Genomic DNA, 16,170 nt, shown 5'->3' with positions numbered 1-16,170 from the left:
CTGTGTAGCGATGTATCCCGGTTTAACAGGCTGTAATACCCCAATGATGGAAGTTTCACTTTATAAAACAGACTTTATTGGCTCTCCTTCCTAAGAATGGTTTGGTTACCATTTAATTGTATAAAAGCGATGAGTGCTCTACATTGAGCCTTAGATTTATATATTTCTAGGGCTAGAGATGTACAAAGTCATAAGTAAATCGGTTACGAGAGGTTGGAAAAATAAATTAACGTTATTGGTCTTTTAGAATAATCCATCCCATAGAATATAATGTTATAGAAACCGGTTTATAAGAATTTTCTAAAAATTCATTGATTTTATCCCAAAATGGATTATAATAATGAATGAAAGCGCTTTAAATTTAAAATAACTGGTTTATTACTTATTTTTTTATCCTTTATGGAAACCGGTTTCTGTAAAATTAAAGTGACTATAAGACACCGAAGATGCAGACACTTGATGGAGTAAATGAAGGATTGGAGGGCGGATAGAGGTAGTAAGGCGATTTTGCTGTATGAAAACTATTAATCTATTAAATTTCAGGGGGAAATCTTAATGAAATTGAAAAAACTGCTAATAACTTCAATATCCATTTTGTTCGTGTTAATCATTGCAGCTTGCTCTTCCGATACATCATCTGATGATTCAGGCGAAACTGGAGACGATGGAGAAAAAATAACTTTAAACTTTTGGATGTTTGGTGCTACAGGGTATGAGGAACTTGCAAAAGAGTATGAAAAACAGCATGAAAATATAAAAATAAAAATAAAAACTTCAGAAACGGCTGACCATCACAATAATTTATTTACAGCCCTTTCCGCAGGCAGTGGGGCACCGGATATAGCGGCACTAGAGCTTGACCAACTCGATCGTTTTAGAGATGCACAGGACCGCTTTGTTAATCTATATGATATGGGTGCGGATGAAGTAAAAGGTGAATACCTAGACTGGAAATGGGAAATTGCAGAGAATGATGATGGCAAGTTCTTGATGGGTCTTCCAACTGATATTGGTCCAAAAGGGCTTTACTACAGATTAGATCTATTTGAAGAAGCGGGCTTACCAACAACACCTGAAGAAGTTTCAGCATTAATCACTACTCCGGAAGACTTTAAGAAAGTTGCTTTACAAATAAAAGAAAAAACTGGAAAGCCAATGGTTGCTAGTATGGAAATGATGTACCGTGCACAATTAGATGCGTTGGAGGAAAGTTATTTTGATACAGAAGGAAACTTATTGATCGAAGAAAGTGGTAATGGCGTTAAAGAAGCTTATGACTTAGCCATCGATATGAACGAACTTGGTTTAGTTGGAAATTATGCAATGTGGTCCGCTGAATGGGCAAATGGTGTTGATAATGGAGACTTTGCTGTGGAATTAGGAGCTGCTTGGTTCAAGGGGTGGATGGAATCGAACGCTCCTGAAGCTGCTGGAGAGTTTAATATAGCGACACTGCCGACTGAGTACAGCGGAAACTGGGGTGGTTCTTATATTTCTATCCCTAAAGAAACAAAACATGCAGAGGAAGCTTATGAGTTTGTAAAGTGGTTGGTTTCACCAGAAAACCAATTAGAATCATTTAAGAGCAATGGACTTTTTCCTTCTGCTCCTGCTGTATATGATATGGCTGAATTTAAAGAAGCAAGTGATGAGTATTTTGGTGGGCAGTCGACTCAAACAGTATTTGCCAAGTCTGCACAGAAGATTGGAAAGGTATACAAAGGGAAGGACTATACAAGCGTTCACGATGAGATTCTTGCTGCTTTAGTTAACTCACAGGCTGGAGCAGATGCGGAGAAAGAATGGACTGAAGCTATCAAACGTATTAAAACGAAACTAGATCGCTAAAGTCAGGGAAGGGATTAACATATTCGGCGGTTATAGCCGTCGAATATACTCTGTATGGAGGTAGGGGGACGAGTGTATGGTTTCTTTAGATGAAAAACAGCAAAAAGGTCGAAGGAAAGGTTTTTCATCCCAAGAGATGAAAGAAATGCTTTCGGGATATTTATATATATCACCTTTTTTTATCATATTTGCGATTATTGGACTCTATCCGGCGATATTTAGTTTAATACTAGCCTTCCAAAAGTGGAATGGTATGGGGGAAATGGAGTTTGTCGGTTTAAATAATTTTCAGGTAATACTAAGTGATCCGTTATTTTGGAAATCTGTTTATAATACAATCATTCTCGGACTGATGGGTACTGCACCTCAGCTTGTTATAGGGTTGATACTCGCATTTTTATTGAATTTGTCTTATTTGCGTTTTAAAGCTTTTTTTCGGGTAACTATTTTTATGCCCTATATTACTTCAATGGTAGCTGTTGCCTTAGTATTTAGTGTATTTTTTAGTAACAATGAAACGGCTTTAGTGAATTATATTATAGGATTGTTTGGTTTTGATCCAGTCAGCTGGAAGACCTCTGAGTGGGGAGCGAAAATCGCGATTTCTACAATGGTGTTTTGGCGCTGGCTTGGCTATAATACGATCATTTATTTAGCGGGGATGCAAAGTATACCAAACGAATTATATGAAGCATCTAAAATAGATGGAGCTAGTATATTTCAGCAGTTACGATATATTACGATTCCTTTGTTGAAGCCGTTTATCTTACTTACTGTGTTTTTTTCGACTGTAGGAGCGATGCAATTATTTACAGAGCCTACTGTGTTTCTAGGAAACACCGCTTTTGCAAGGGATGAAGCGATGACTGTTGTGATGTATTTGTATCGAGATGCGTTTAAGTTATCTTCCTTTGGAACGGCATCTGCATCGGCTATTATCCTACTTTTATTCATCGTAGTTGCATCGGCCATTAATATGTTGCTCACTAAAAGGCTAGGAAGAGATAGGAGGGAAACATAAATGAAAGGTGATGTTGGTACTAAAAAGTGGGGCATCGGGCGTATTGGAATGTACTTGTTTTTAACAATAATATCGCTCTTTTCATTATTTCCTTTTTACTGGATGTTCGTTATGTCAACGAGGCATAGTTCTGCGTACAATTCAATTCCCCCGGCAATGGTTCCAGGTGACCAGATGCAGGAGAATTTTCAAAAAGTATTGGATATGATTCCATTTTTTCAATCGATGTTTAATACGTTGATTGTCTGTCTTACTGTAACGATTGTTGTATTATTCATAAGTTCGTTAGCTGGATTTGCATTTGCTAAATTAAAATTTCCGGGGAAGAATATTCTCTTTTTCGCTATATTGTTTACTATTATTATTCCGCCGCAACTAGGTTTAATACCGCAGTATTTGTTAGTTGCGAAAGCTGGATTATTGGATAATTTATTTGCAGCGATGATTTTGTTTTTCTTGAATCCTTTAGGAATATTTTTGATGAGGCAATATGTAAGTGAATCAGTACCTGAGGAATTGATAGAAGCAGCAAGACTCGATGGTTGTTCTATTTTCAGGATATATCGCAGTATTGTATTGCCTATCATTTTACCCGCTTTTGCGACGCTTGGAATTATTGTGTTTACTTCTGTTTGGGGTGAGTTCTTATGGCAATTTACGGTGCTTCGAGATCCTGAATCCTACACAATACAAGTTGCACTAGCATCACTGAACAATACATTTAAAGTGGATTTTGGTATGTTATTATCCGGTGTATTCTGGGCTACGATACCACTTCTTATAGTATTCTTGTTGTTCAATAAATTGTTTATATCAAGTATTGCCGAGGGATCGGTTAAATAATAGTAATTAGCACATGGAATATGAGGGATGTAAAATGACTTTAACTATACGTGATATTGCTCAAATGGCAGGTGTCTCTCGCGGCACTGTCTCTAAGGTGATCAACAACTATGATGGGGTAAGTGAACAAACAAGGCGTAAAGTACTAAAAGTTATCAAAGAAACTGGATATCAACCTACTTTTTCCGCTAAGTCACTTGCGACAAAGAAATCCAGTCTAATCGGACTTATTTATGCAGGGAAGATAAATGTAGAGTTTAACCATCCCTTTTTCAATGAAGTAATTTCATCTTTCCAAAAAACACTTGGTGCAATGGGCTATGATATTATCATTTTCTCCAATGAAATGTTCAATAAAGAAAATGTAGATTACTTAGCAAGAACAAGGCATTTTCGCTTAGATGGCTGTCTAATTATTGCTGGTGAGGAAGTGGAAGATGCTGTGTCAGAGTTGGATGAAAGTGATGTGCCATGTATGGGGATTGACCTAGAGCTCACAGGACAAAATTCTAGCTACGTTATGACGGATAACTATAAAGTATCCCAGCTAGCTGTGGAATATTTGTATTTAAACTCCGTTAGGGATGTAGGCTATATTGCAGGAAAAGAGAGTTCTGATATATCCAACCAGCGATTAGAGGGGTTTTTACAAACGATGAGTCAATTTGGTATGACCGTACAACCGAGATGGATCAAGCATGGGAACTTTTTTGAATCTAGTGGATATGAAGCGATGGAAGAAATTCTTCAGGGAGATTCCTTGCCAAAAGCAGTAATAGCTGCTTCCGATATGATGGCACTAGGTGCAATGAGAGCGATAAAGGACTATGGACTTCGTATTCCACAAGATATTCAAGTGATAGGCTGTGATGACGTAGAGGCGTGTCGTTATATGGAGCCCGCTCTCACTACTATTAAACAGGATAAACAGAAAATTGGTAGATTGGCCGCTATAAAGTTAAACGATTTGATAAATGGAGTAACTGGCTTAAGACCATCACTCGTGGATCCAGAACTGGTACTAAGAAATTCTTCTGGTTTTATAGAAGAGAAAACAAAGAAACGATAAGTGAAAAGTGGAAGGGGGACAATAAATGGCGATTATACAGTTTCCAAAGGATTTTAAATGGGGGGTAGCAACAGCATCTTATCAAATTGAAGGTGCGACAAACGAAGATGGGAGAGGGGTCTCGATATGGGATACCTTTTCTAAAACTCCAGGGAAGGTACATAATGGAGACACTGGTGATATAGCTTGTGATAGCTACCACCGGTATGAAGAGGATGTAGAGCTAATACATGATTTAGGTGCTGATGTGTACCGCTTTTCAGTTGCTTGGCCACGCATCTTTCCAAATGGTACTGGAAAAGTGAATCTGCAAGGAGTTGACTATTATCATAAACTAGTAGACTCTATGTTAGCTAAGGGAATAGAACCGATGTGTACTTTGTATCATTGGGATTTGCCGCAAGTATTACAGGACAAGGGTGGCTGGAATAATCGCGAAACAATTGAAGCATTCGTTCAATATGCGGAGTTCATGTTTAAGGAATTCAATGGAAAAATAAAGAAATGGATAACGGTAAACGAACCTTGGTGTTCTTCTTACTTATCTAATTATATCGGGGAGCATGCACCAGGAAACAAAGATCTTCAACTAGCAACCGATATCGCTCATCATTTACTAGTAGCGCATGGTCAGGCAGTCAAAAGCTTTAGAGGAAGTAACATAGAAGGTGAAATTGGATATGCTCCTAATGTTACTTGGTTTGAACCGTACAGTACAAAAAAAGAAGATATAGAAGCGTGCAATCGAGGTAATGCTTGGAATTTGGAATTGTTTTTTGACCCAGTTTTTAAAGGGTGCTATCCCGAATTCATGTTGGAATGGTTTAAACAAAAAGGAGCTGTACCAACGATTTTAGACGGAGACCTGGAAATAATATCACAACCAATTGACTTTCTAGGCATAAATTATTATACCGGTAATGTCGGGCGCTATAAGGAAAACGAAGGATTATTAGATTTAGAAAATATTGATATGGGATATGATAAGACAGATATAGACTGGTTTATTTATCCGGAAGGTTTTTATAAAGTGCTTGTCAAAATTAAAGACCTTTATGGTAGTGTGCCGATTTATATAACAGAAAATGGTGCTTGCTATAATGATGAGCCAGAGAATGGTAAAGTTGCTGATCATAAAAGAATTGATTACTTAAAGACACACTTAACGGCTTTGAAACGAAGTATGGATTCTGGTGTTAATATAAAAGGGTTTTTATACTGGTCTTTGATGGATAACTTTGAATGGGCTTTAGGGTACAGTATGCGTTTCGGCATTGTACATGTGAATTATGAGACGTTGGAAAGAACGAAAAAAGATAGTTATCATTGGCTCCGTGAAACAATTAACAAGGCTGAATTTGCACTGTGATTTTATAATGAAGAGGCAAACACTAGTTGGACTAGGTGTTTGCCTTTTTTTAAAGAAAGTATTTGGTTCATCATATTGATCGCTTAGATGTAGTAGCCAAAATTAATATAGTGGTAGAATCGACTATTAAAATAGGGATACTATTCTGGAATGAAGGATGAAGAAAGTAGATTTTCTCTTTTACGAGTGGAAAAAAAGAGAAATAGTAAGTTTTTAGTAAATAAAGAAGCGAAATAGCGAGCGAAATTGCATCTTCGTGAGCTTACTCACTGAATAGGAAAGTAACTTTTCTCTAGTTATCCAAAAATGCACTTACCTGTTTCTAAGCGTTGTAAAAGGGCGACGGACAGGCAAACGCCATTAGATTACCAACCAATCAGCACCTCTAAAAATTCACTCAGTAATAATATCGCGTCAATTCTGTCTAAAGCACTTTGGAAACGCTAGAAACAGTTTTTGAACGTAAAGGACCGGGTGTCACTTTGCCTGCTCTTTCTTAAAAGTTAGTCGTAATAATGTAGAAAGTCTGTTCAAAGCTCTTCTGAAACGATAAGTTAAATCTTAATTGGCACCTTGTATCTTTCTTATGAGAACTATTTTTAATAAAGCTTCAATTTGTGATAGTATTTACCTTTGGAGGATTTAGAGAATATTTATCGAATGTTATCGTAACAGTATTTTTTAGGAGGATTCACATTATGGACTTTGTTACTTCATTATTTAATTCGCATTATGATTTATACATTCGGTTAGGTGTAGCAACTCTAATAGGATTTTTTATCGGCCTAGAGAGAGCGATAAAAAATAAACCAGCAGGTATTAGAACTCATATTTTAGTATGTTTAGGTTCCACTTTAGCTATGGCATTGTCATCGCTAAACCAAGGGGCATATATGGATCCGATGCGTTTAGCAGCACAGGTAATCAGTGGTATAGGATTTCTTGGAGCAGGTGTAATCTGGTTGGACAAGGATAATGTCAAACGGGGACTTACAACCGCAGCAAACCTTTGGATCACTGCTTGTGTAGGGTTAACTATAGGATACGGGGCGTATGATTTAGCGATTATAACGGTTGTCTTAATGTTCATTGCGATGAATTTACCGAAAGTAGCTGTTAAGATGGGTATACTTCCTGCTCGAGGAAAAGAAGAAGAAGATAGCGACGGAGAATGAATTTAAATTGACTTATGATAGATAAACTGTCATCACTGTAAAAAAGCAGTGGAGGCAGTTTTTTTATTTTTTAAAAAATATTCTAGAAAAAGCGCTTTAAATAAAGGAAATAAAGAGATTTTAAACTAAAAATAAAATATATTCAGAAAATTTTGTTGACAAATATAAAAATGTGAATAAAATAAATAATATAATTCGTGTTATGTTTTCTAACATCTGGAGTTAAAAAACATATCATATTATAAAAAGGGGAGAGATGACAATGGAAGATGTAATGTATTTGATGAACAGCTTGTGGACGATGATAGCTGCAATTTTAGTTATCTTTATGATTGGTGGATTTATATTACTAGAAGCTGGTTCGACAAGAATGAAAAATGCTGGTCACGTTGCCGGTAAAACAATATTCACATTTGGTCTAGCGTCAATGGTGTTCTGGGCAGTAGGCTATGGGTTTATCTTCGGGGGCGATGCAAATTTCTTCGTAGGAATGACAGACTTTTTCTATAGTGGAGAAATTCTAGAGGGAGCAGGTCTTGCAACAACAGTATTCTTTGTTTTTCAATTAGCATTTGCCGGTATCGCAGTAACGATAGCACTTGGTGGTTTTGCAGAACGTGCAAAATTATCCGCATACGTTATTTTCACTATTCTTTTTGGAATAATTGTATACCCAGTAATTGCTCACTGGGTGTGGGGTGGAGGTTGGTTAGCCGAACATGGCAAACAGGATTTCGCAGGCTCAACTGTTGTTCATTTAACTGGTGCAATGGCCGCGCTTGCAGCAACAATGATTCTTAAACCAAGAATTGGGAAGTTCAATAAAGATGGCTCAGCAAATAATCTGGCTGGACATAACCAAGTCTATACAGCTTTAGGTGTACTAATCCTTTGGGTTGGTTGGTTCGGATTTAATGCTGGTAGTACGGTATCTGTGGATGCTGCTTTCTTTGGATATGTTGCATTAAACACAACACTTGCTGCTGGAGCAGGAGCTGTTGCGGCAACGTTAATATCATGGGTAGTATTAGGTAAATCAGATATTCCGACAATATTAAACGGTGCTTTAGCTGGATTGGTTGCTATTACTGCTTCTTGTGCGTTCGTAGATGTTTGGGCATCTGTTGTCATTGGTTTAATCGCTGGAGTATTAGTATTCTATAGCGCTAGATTTTTTGAAAAGAGAAAAGTGGATGATCCAATTTATGCGCTATCTGTTCATGGAGCCGCTGGAGTATGGGGAACATTATCCACTGGTTTCTTTGCAACACCGGAGCTTGCATCCGTTGGTAAAGCCGGATTATTTTACGGTGGTGGATTGGAGCAATTAGGTGTTCAACTAATGGGAGTTGTGTCCTGTGGTTTATTTGCATTCGTAGTTTCCTATGCTATCCTTTTCATAATGAAAAAAGTAATGGGTAGTATTCGTGTATCGGAAGAAGAGGAACTAATGGGTCTAGATATGAGCGAACACGGTAACTATGGCTATCCTGAACAAATGATTTTAGAAGAATCAAAATCTCTAAATTAAATCAAAAAAGCCTCTATTATTTAGAGGCTTTTTATATAAAAGGGCGTGTACTGGTGGAAACGTATGAATCTATTCGAGAATGGAAGGAACTAAATATAACAAACTTCCTAGATGACATCGTTTCGCTCAATGATTTTCATGATCAGGTGATGCACAAAGTATTACGAGTAGCAACTATGAAAATGGAAACTGGTCCAGCTCCATGCGATTTTTCTTGGTTTATAACAGGTAGTGGCGGGAGACAGGAGCAAGGAGTAATCAGTGATCAAGATCATGGAATTGCCTATGAAATATCTACAGAAAAAAATGATTTATATTTTAAGATGTTTGGAAAAGAAATTTCTTATGGGTTATATAAAGTTGGCTACCCATATTGTGAAGGTAATGTGATGAGCTCTAATCCAGAGTGGTGTAAATCTTATGATGGGTGGCAAATACAACTCAACGACTGGATGCAGGATGAGAGCTGGGAATCCATTCGTTATCTTCAAATCTTTTATGATGCCAGGGTGCTTCATGGAAAGACGGGATTCATTCATCAGTTGAAATCATCCATTCATGAATACCAATTACACCATCCAATCCTACTAACTCGGTTCACTGCTAATGTAGAGCATGTCAAAAATGTAATTGGTCCAGTTGGTCAACTATTAGTGGAAAGGCATGGTTTGTATCAAGGGTGCGTAAATTTAAAATACTCCGGATTCATGCCATTCGTAAATGCCATTCGAATTCTTTCGATTAGAGAGGGGATAGTGGAAACTTCCACTTTAGTTAGGATGAATAAACTAATCCAAATCCAGGAGTATGCACCTTTACTAAAAAATAGCGAAAAAAATTATATCGATTTGTTAATTTATCGGCTGTCGATATCACATGTCGAAAGCTATTCAGATACACACTATTTACAGATTGAAAAACTGACGAGGGCGGAACGAAGAGATCTTAAACGTATTATTAAAAGTGGAACCAAATTACATCGTGAAGTGATTGCGTTGCTGAAAAAGGGTGTTCACAATGGCGTTTGAACCATTCATGCAAATACTTAGAGGTATTCAAGGGAAACGTACGAATATTGGTATAAGTGATGTTCAAAGTGCACAACAAATGGCATTCTTAAGGAATTTGCAAAAAGAAATGAAAAAAGAGGATGCACTGAAAACTTCTTTAGATGAGCTCAAAGTTGTCGTGTTCGATATTGAAACGACGGGCTTTAATCCCAAACAAGGGCATGATATTATCTCCATTGGTGCAATAAAAATGCATGGTTCATCCATTCAAAATGACGATACTTTTTACTCGCTTATTTACTCTGAAAAAGAAATTCCTTTGGAAGTTGTCGGACTGACAGGCATTACAAATGACCAATTGAAGGAAGCTAGATTTGTTGGGGATGTATTAATCGAATTTCTTCAATTTACAAATGACTGCATACTTGTAGCGCATCATGCTAATCACGAAAGGAATTTTATGCAATACGCAAGTACAAAACTATTTCGTACACCATTTAAGCATCGCATCGTTGATACGTCTTTTCTATACAAAATTGTTGAACCTAACTTGTCATTAAACACACTAGAAGATATATGTCTGCATAATGGCATCCCAATTGTAGGGCGCCATCATGCATTAGAGGACGCCAAAATGACTGCCAAACTTTGGAGCATCTATATGGAAAAAGTTAAAATGCATGGTTGTAAAACGTTACAGGATGTGTACGATCAGTTTGCAAGAATTTAAAAGCACTACAGGAGAAATTTAACCTGTAGTGCTTTTTTGCTTATAGGAAAAGTTACGCTTGTAAATAAAAATCCAAAAAAATTATCATAACTAATATACTGTACAATAAATTGTGAAAAAGTGGTTAATATAACTTGGTCATATCAGACGAAAGTTAGTTCTTTTTTTATAGGCATACTGAATATACTTATCTAAGTATCTGGTTTTCTACAATATTATATAAAGGAGAACAGCCCTTGGAAAGTATAGATCATACAGTGTCTCAACAGGACAGCCCGTATTTCTATAGGCGCTTTGGTAAACGAACAGTAGATGTATTAGCTAGTTTGTTGCTACTCTTTTTGTTGTTCCCAGCTCTTGTATGTTTATCCATAATTCTATTTATCTTTACGGGTAGTCCAATTTTATATAAACAAAAAAGGGCGGGATTACTTAATCGACCTTTTAAAATTTGGAAGTTCCGAACAATGCAAATAGAGGATATTGAGTCCAGCTCTCACCAATATGAATGGAAAGACGAAGTCCCTCAAAACTTTTCATTTACAACGCCACCAACTTTAAAGATTACTAAACTTGGGAAAGTATATAGAAAATATAGTATAGATGAGATTCCGCAGCTTTGGAATGTCTTAAAAGGTGAGATGAGTTTTATAGGACCAAGACCAGAAATGGTTGAGATTACTAATCATTATTCTGCTGCTCAAAAGAAACGGTTACTAGTAAAACCTGGAATCACTGGATATGCTCAGGTACATGGTCGCTCTGCAATCACCCATGGGGAAAAGATTACCTATGATTTATATTATATAAAGCATTGCTCTTTGTTGCTGGACCTAAAGATTGTAATACGAACGATATTTATAGTAATTACGGGCAAAGGAGCTTGGTGAACGAATCTAAATTGAAAGGAAGAGGGGTTTGCTAGTTGATATCCATAATCACATTTTACCAGGTCTAGATGATGGTCCTGAGTCGTTAGAAGAAGCACTATTACTTGCAGAAAACGCTGTTGCTAATGGTATTACGCATGTAATTGCAACCCCTCATCATAGAAATGTAAAGTATATAAATTCTCCGATTTCCGTGAAAGAAGCAGTAAATTGGTTGAATGATGAGCTTTCGAAAAGATCAATTCCCCTTCATATTTTATGTGGACAAGAAGTATATTTTCATAACGAAATGCTCCAAAATATGGAGGATAACCTGCTGACTCTAGGAGAGAGCGGCAAGTATTTATTGTTGGAGCTACCTACTAATTATTTACCGACATTTATTTTTGATATTTTACTTGAACTTCAATTTTCAGGATACATACCAATTATTGTTCATCCTGAAAGATGTCGATTTTTAAGAAAAGATAAGCAGCAAGCTTATGAGCTAGTAAAAAGAGGAGTTCTTTTTCAAGTTACTGCTGCAACTGTAGTAGGAGTTAATGGATGGTCGATGCAAAAATTTGCAAAGAATCTCATTAAACATAATTTAGTGCACTTTATAGCTTCTGATGCCCATCATTATAAAGATAGACCATTTTTAATAAAGGACGCGTACAAATATATACAAAAGAAATTCTCTCCACAATATGTTACTTATTTCTTGGATAACGCAAAACATGTGCTAGAGGGATCTTTACTACAACCCATACCGCCTATTAGTTTCAAAAAAAATTACAAAAGCTAGATTAGTTCTATTCATATAGAAGGGATGATTTGGTTGGAAGGTAAAATTAGCCTATATGAAATAGCAAAAGTATTAAAGAAAAGAACTTTATTAATAATAAGTTGTTTACTTGCAATGGTAACGATTACTTGGGCTATAAGTTATTTTTTTATTACTCCCCAATATGATGCCAATGCACAAATATTAATTAATCATAAAGTGGCGCAAGATCAACAGTTAAGTACACAAGATATACAGACAAATCTGCAATTGATAAATACTTATACGGTCATTATTAAAAGTCCAGTTATTCTTTCAATAGTAATTGAACGACTAAAGTTAAATACTACTTCTGAGTTACTGATGGAGAAGATAGCAATGACGAGTGAGCAAAACTCGCAAGTAGTTAATATTTCAGTAAAGGACATTAGTCAAAAAAAGGCTGTTAGTATTGCGAATATGACCTCAGAGGTCTTTCAAGAGAAGATAAGTGAATTAATGAATGTGGACAATGTCACGATACTTTCACCAGCAACAGAAAAAAATAAGAAAAAGCCAATCCTACCAAACATTCCTTTAAACTTAGCAATTGCTACATTTTTTGGCCTTATAGTGGGAGTCAGTATATCCCTTCTAATAGAATTTTTAGATACAACGGTTAAAACAGAACAGGATGTCCAAGATATTATGGATTTTCCGCTGTTAGGTCTTATAAGTCCCATTTCTACAAAGAAAGTTTAGATAAATAGAGGACATACATCGAAGGGGGGCAGGAAATTGTTTAAAAAGAAAAAAATACAGCATGGTAGAAAACTAATAGTATCTACAAATAGAAAATCTATAGTGGCAGAGCAAATTAGAACGGTTCGTGCAAATATTAAATTTGCGATGAAAGATAAAGGATGTAAAACTCTCTTATTTACATCGAGCTCAATTGGCGAAGGGAAATCTACAATTGCTTCCAATATTGCTATATCTTTTGCTCAAGACGGGAAGAAAATTCTTTTAGTAGATGCTGATCTTAGGAAACCTACTATACATTATACGTTCAATAAACCTGTTTCTCCGGGGCTTACGAATTTATTAATGAGTAATTGGGGTTTATCCGATATTCTAAAGGATTCTGGGGTAATTGGGTTAGACTTAATAACTTGTGGGCCAATGCCATCCAATCCAGCAGAATTACTCGGTTCGTCCTCCCTGGACAAATTTTTAAAAGAGACAATTTCGTTATATGATCTTGTCATTTTCGATGCACCACCCTTACTTTCCGTGGCTGATGCTCAAATACTATCAGCCAAATGTGATGGAACAATCCTAGTCATCGGCTCCGGCACAACCGAAAAGAGAAATTTATATAAAGTTAAAGAAGTATTAGAGGCATCCAATGCTCATGTTCTAGGGCTAATATTAAACTATTTTAAACTAGAAAAAGATCATTATTATTATGAGTATTATGGGGAGAAAGAATAGTAGATAAGTATTCGAAACAACATATAAAGGGGGGAAGAGTTGAAAAAAAGAATATTGCATATTCTAAGTTCAAATGAATTAGCGGGTGCAGAAAATGTAGCGATAAATATTATTAATAATACTTCGGATACGTATCAATGTGCATATGCCTCTCCAGACGGTGGAATAAGGAAGATATTAAGTGCAAGTGATATCGATTATATACCATTAGATAAATTTAATGTTTCACAACTAAAGAAGGTAATAAGTTTATGGAAACCGGATATAATCCATGCTCATGATTTTAAAGCTACTGTGAAATGTCTGGTCGCTTCTATGATTATTCCAGTAGTTTCACATATCCACCAAAATCCTAATTGGCTTAAACGAGTAAATCCCTATTCTATTATGTTTTTTCTAGCTTGCTATAAAATAAAGCAAATAGTTGTTGTTAGTGCTGATATTAAAGAATCTACTTATTTATCTACTTTTTTTACTAGTAAGACAACCGTCCTTAGAAATATTGTAGATATCAATCGTATAAAAGAAAAGTCATATAGAGCAATCGAGGATAATTACGATCTAGCTTTTATAGGAAGATTAGATCGAATTAAAAATCCTTTGCGATTTATATCCATTGTAGCAAAAGTTAAAGATGTTATACCTAATTTGAGGGTCGTTATGCTAGGGGAGGGACCTCAAGAAAAAGAGTGCAAAGAGTACATTGTAAAAAATGGTTTAGAGCTTGTTGTTGATTTAAAAGGCTTTTTAGCCAATCCTTATCCGCAATTAGCTAGAAGTAAAATTTTGGTGATGACTAGCCTTTCGGAGGGGTTGCCAGTTGTAGCGATAGAAGCCTTAGCGTTAGAAAAACCAATAATTGTCCCTCAATTGGGTGGGATGCAATATATTGTGAATACAAGCTGCGGATATATTTGTACTAGTGAGGAGGAGTTTGTGTCCAGAATCATCTATCTCTTAAAATCGGAGCAAACATATATGGAAATGTCTATTGCTGCTGCAAAGCGAGCTGTAGAGCTATGTGATTTGACTTTATATAGAAAAAACTTGGAACAGGTCTATCAAAGTGTATTCAACTAAGAATACTTTACTGATGTCGCCGGCTATAAATTCAAATGGTTCTTTGTTTCTTTTACTAGACACAGCAGTAATTGGAGGATGTATTTTAGCGCAATTGTTTAGCTCAGGTAACTTAATTATATATGCTTTAATTTGCTACGTAATAATGCGTTTGTTTTTTACTTCATTGTCTAATGATATTGCAATACTTATGTTTTTAATACCCAATTTAGGCAGTACTTTTATATATATAGGGGCCAGTTCAATTCCTATTTTAAATTTATTAATTTGTGTGGCTTTATTAAAACTTTGTATTACTTTTCTACATGATTCAGTAAACAAAAAGTTTTTACTAGTCGTTGTTATTTTTGTGATGTACGAATGGGTTCATATCTTTTTATATGATGTCAAAACTCTTGCTTTACTCTTTAGTTGGAGTGCTGCAGTAATATATGTATTTCTAATAGTAATATATAGTCGTTCTACCTATCACCATGAAACCGTGATTAAGTATTTCATCGCGGGGGTAGCTGTTTCAATAATATATGGAGTGTTAAATTTCTATAATTTATATGGAACTTTACTGGCTAATAATCCTACAATCCGATTTAAAGGCGCTGCTGGTGACTCCAATTATTTCTCCATGTATATTATGATTTCAATGTTCAGCATGCTCTATCTCCTTAAAAAGGAAAGTAGTAAATGGTACCAAGGTATATATCCATTATTATTCATATTTTATGGAGCGTTTGGTGTGCTAAGCCTATCAAGAATGTTTTTACTCGTTGTTAGTTTTTTAATGGTAATAATGGTTGTGAAAGTGCTTTTTAGCATTAGAGATAATAAAAAAATACTTTGGTTTATAACTATGACATTTCTACTAATAGCTAGTTTCTTTTTATACTTTAGTGAAGAGATTCATTCGGTATTAAATTTATTTCTTTCTCGTTTTACAGATTTTTTAGAAGATCCGAATGGGTTAACGAGTAATAGAAATATAATAGCTGAGAAATATTTTGATCTTATTAAAGCTGATTTTTGGTCGTTGTTGTTTGGTATTGGTATTCAAGAATACTATATTAGATCAGGTGTTTTTTTGGAAACCCATAATATTTTATTAGAGATATTAGTAGTTTGGGGAATGATGGGTTTTCTTGTATTCGGACTGTTTATAGCCATAGTTTTTTATATAAGTGCTTCCAAAAGGAAAATAAGCGAGACGAGTATTTTAGGGTGGTTACCTATTATGTGTATGGCTGTTAGTTATATGTCTATAAATGCTATGTCTAATGAGAGTTTTTTTCTATTAGTATTCTTTGCAATAAATCATATATATGAATTCAACTGAATAATTTAGAAGATGAGGTAAGAGGAAATGGTAAATAA

15 protein-coding genes are annotated in these 16,170 nt (G+C 35.6%); all 15 read left to right on the top strand.

From position 1 onward, the window contains the following. The first annotated feature begins 555 nt into the window (after positions 1–555). The 15 genes from ACN6MX_RS13805 (at position 556) to ACN6MX_RS13735 (ending at position 16,132) form a co-directional block, all read left to right on the top strand. Positions 556–1,848 carry an ABC transporter substrate-binding protein gene (locus tag ACN6MX_RS13805; RefSeq protein WP_419959444.1) on the top strand — a complete coding sequence of 431 codons (1,293 nt, stop codon included), beginning with the start codon at positions 556–558 and terminating at the stop codon, positions 1,846–1,848. A 76-nt stretch (positions 1,849–1,924) separates the two neighbouring features. Then, positions 1,925–2,869 carry a carbohydrate ABC transporter permease gene (locus tag ACN6MX_RS13800; RefSeq protein WP_419959443.1) on the top strand — a complete coding sequence of 315 codons (945 nt, stop codon included), beginning with the start codon at positions 1,925–1,927 and terminating at the stop codon, positions 2,867–2,869. Then, complete coding sequence (locus ACN6MX_RS13795; protein ID WP_419959442.1) at positions 2,870–3,712, top strand: carbohydrate ABC transporter permease; 843 nt, start codon at positions 2,870–2,872, stop codon at positions 3,710–3,712. Positions 3,713–3,746: 34 nt separating this feature from the next. Next, positions 3,747–4,781, top strand: coding sequence for a LacI family DNA-binding transcriptional regulator (locus tag ACN6MX_RS13790; RefSeq protein WP_419959441.1), 1,035 nt, complete (start codon positions 3,747–3,749; stop codon positions 4,779–4,781). 25 nt (positions 4,782–4,806) lie between these two features. Continuing rightward, entirely contained in the window at positions 4,807–6,150 is a 1,344-nt protein-coding gene (locus ACN6MX_RS13785; RefSeq protein WP_419959440.1) for a GH1 family beta-glucosidase, read from the top strand. 698 nt (positions 6,151–6,848) lie between these two features. Further along, positions 6,849–7,325 (top strand): MgtC/SapB family protein, encoded by a 477-nt coding sequence (locus tag ACN6MX_RS13780; RefSeq protein ID WP_419959439.1) that lies wholly within the window; start codon positions 6,849–6,851, stop codon positions 7,323–7,325. A 262-nt stretch (positions 7,326–7,587) separates the two neighbouring features. Then, positions 7,588–8,856 carry an ammonium transporter gene (locus ACN6MX_RS13775; protein WP_419959438.1) on the top strand — a complete coding sequence of 423 codons (1,269 nt, stop codon included), beginning with the start codon at positions 7,588–7,590 and terminating at the stop codon, positions 8,854–8,856. Positions 8,857–8,909: 53 nt separating this feature from the next. Then, positions 8,910–9,884, top strand: coding sequence for a DUF294 nucleotidyltransferase-like domain-containing protein (locus tag ACN6MX_RS13770; protein WP_419959437.1), 975 nt, complete (start codon positions 8,910–8,912; stop codon positions 9,882–9,884). Continuing rightward, on the top strand, positions 9,874–10,596 hold the full coding sequence (locus tag ACN6MX_RS13765; RefSeq protein WP_419959436.1) for an exonuclease domain-containing protein: 723 nt from the start codon (positions 9,874–9,876) through the stop codon (positions 10,594–10,596). The genes ACN6MX_RS13770 and ACN6MX_RS13765 overlap by 11 nt, the downstream gene beginning before the upstream one ends. A gap of 236 nt (positions 10,597–10,832) precedes the next feature. Then, a complete protein-coding gene (locus ACN6MX_RS13760) occupies positions 10,833–11,486 on the top strand; it encodes a sugar transferase (RefSeq protein ID WP_419959435.1) in 654 nt (217 codons plus the stop codon). 28 nt (positions 11,487–11,514) lie between these two features. Next, a complete protein-coding gene (locus ACN6MX_RS13755; RefSeq protein ID WP_419959434.1) occupies positions 11,515–12,273 on the top strand; it encodes a tyrosine-protein phosphatase in 759 nt (252 codons plus the stop codon). 24 nt (positions 12,274–12,297) lie between these two features. Then, on the top strand, positions 12,298–12,993 hold the full coding sequence (locus ACN6MX_RS13750; protein WP_419959433.1) for a YveK family protein: 696 nt from the start codon (positions 12,298–12,300) through the stop codon (positions 12,991–12,993). 36 nt (positions 12,994–13,029) lie between these two features. After that, complete coding sequence (locus tag ACN6MX_RS13745; RefSeq protein ID WP_419959432.1) at positions 13,030–13,725, top strand: CpsD/CapB family tyrosine-protein kinase; 696 nt, start codon at positions 13,030–13,032, stop codon at positions 13,723–13,725. 39 nt (positions 13,726–13,764) lie between these two features. Continuing rightward, positions 13,765–14,805 (top strand): glycosyltransferase, encoded by a 1,041-nt coding sequence (locus tag ACN6MX_RS13740; protein WP_419959431.1) that lies wholly within the window; start codon positions 13,765–13,767, stop codon positions 14,803–14,805. Between the two features lie 13 nt (positions 14,806–14,818). Continuing rightward, positions 14,819–16,132, top strand: a complete 1,314-nt coding sequence (locus tag ACN6MX_RS13735) for an O-antigen ligase family protein (RefSeq protein WP_419959430.1) — start codon at positions 14,819–14,821, stop codon at positions 16,130–16,132. Positions 16,133–16,170 lie beyond the last annotated feature (38 nt).

This window comes from Psychrobacillus sp. BM2 (genome assembly GCF_048572895.1).
In the GTDB taxonomy this organism is placed as follows: Bacteria; Bacillota; Bacilli; order Bacillales_A; family Planococcaceae; genus Psychrobacillus.
Note: the sequence above shows the minus strand (reverse complement) of the source record. Positions and strands in the feature narration are given on the sequence as shown.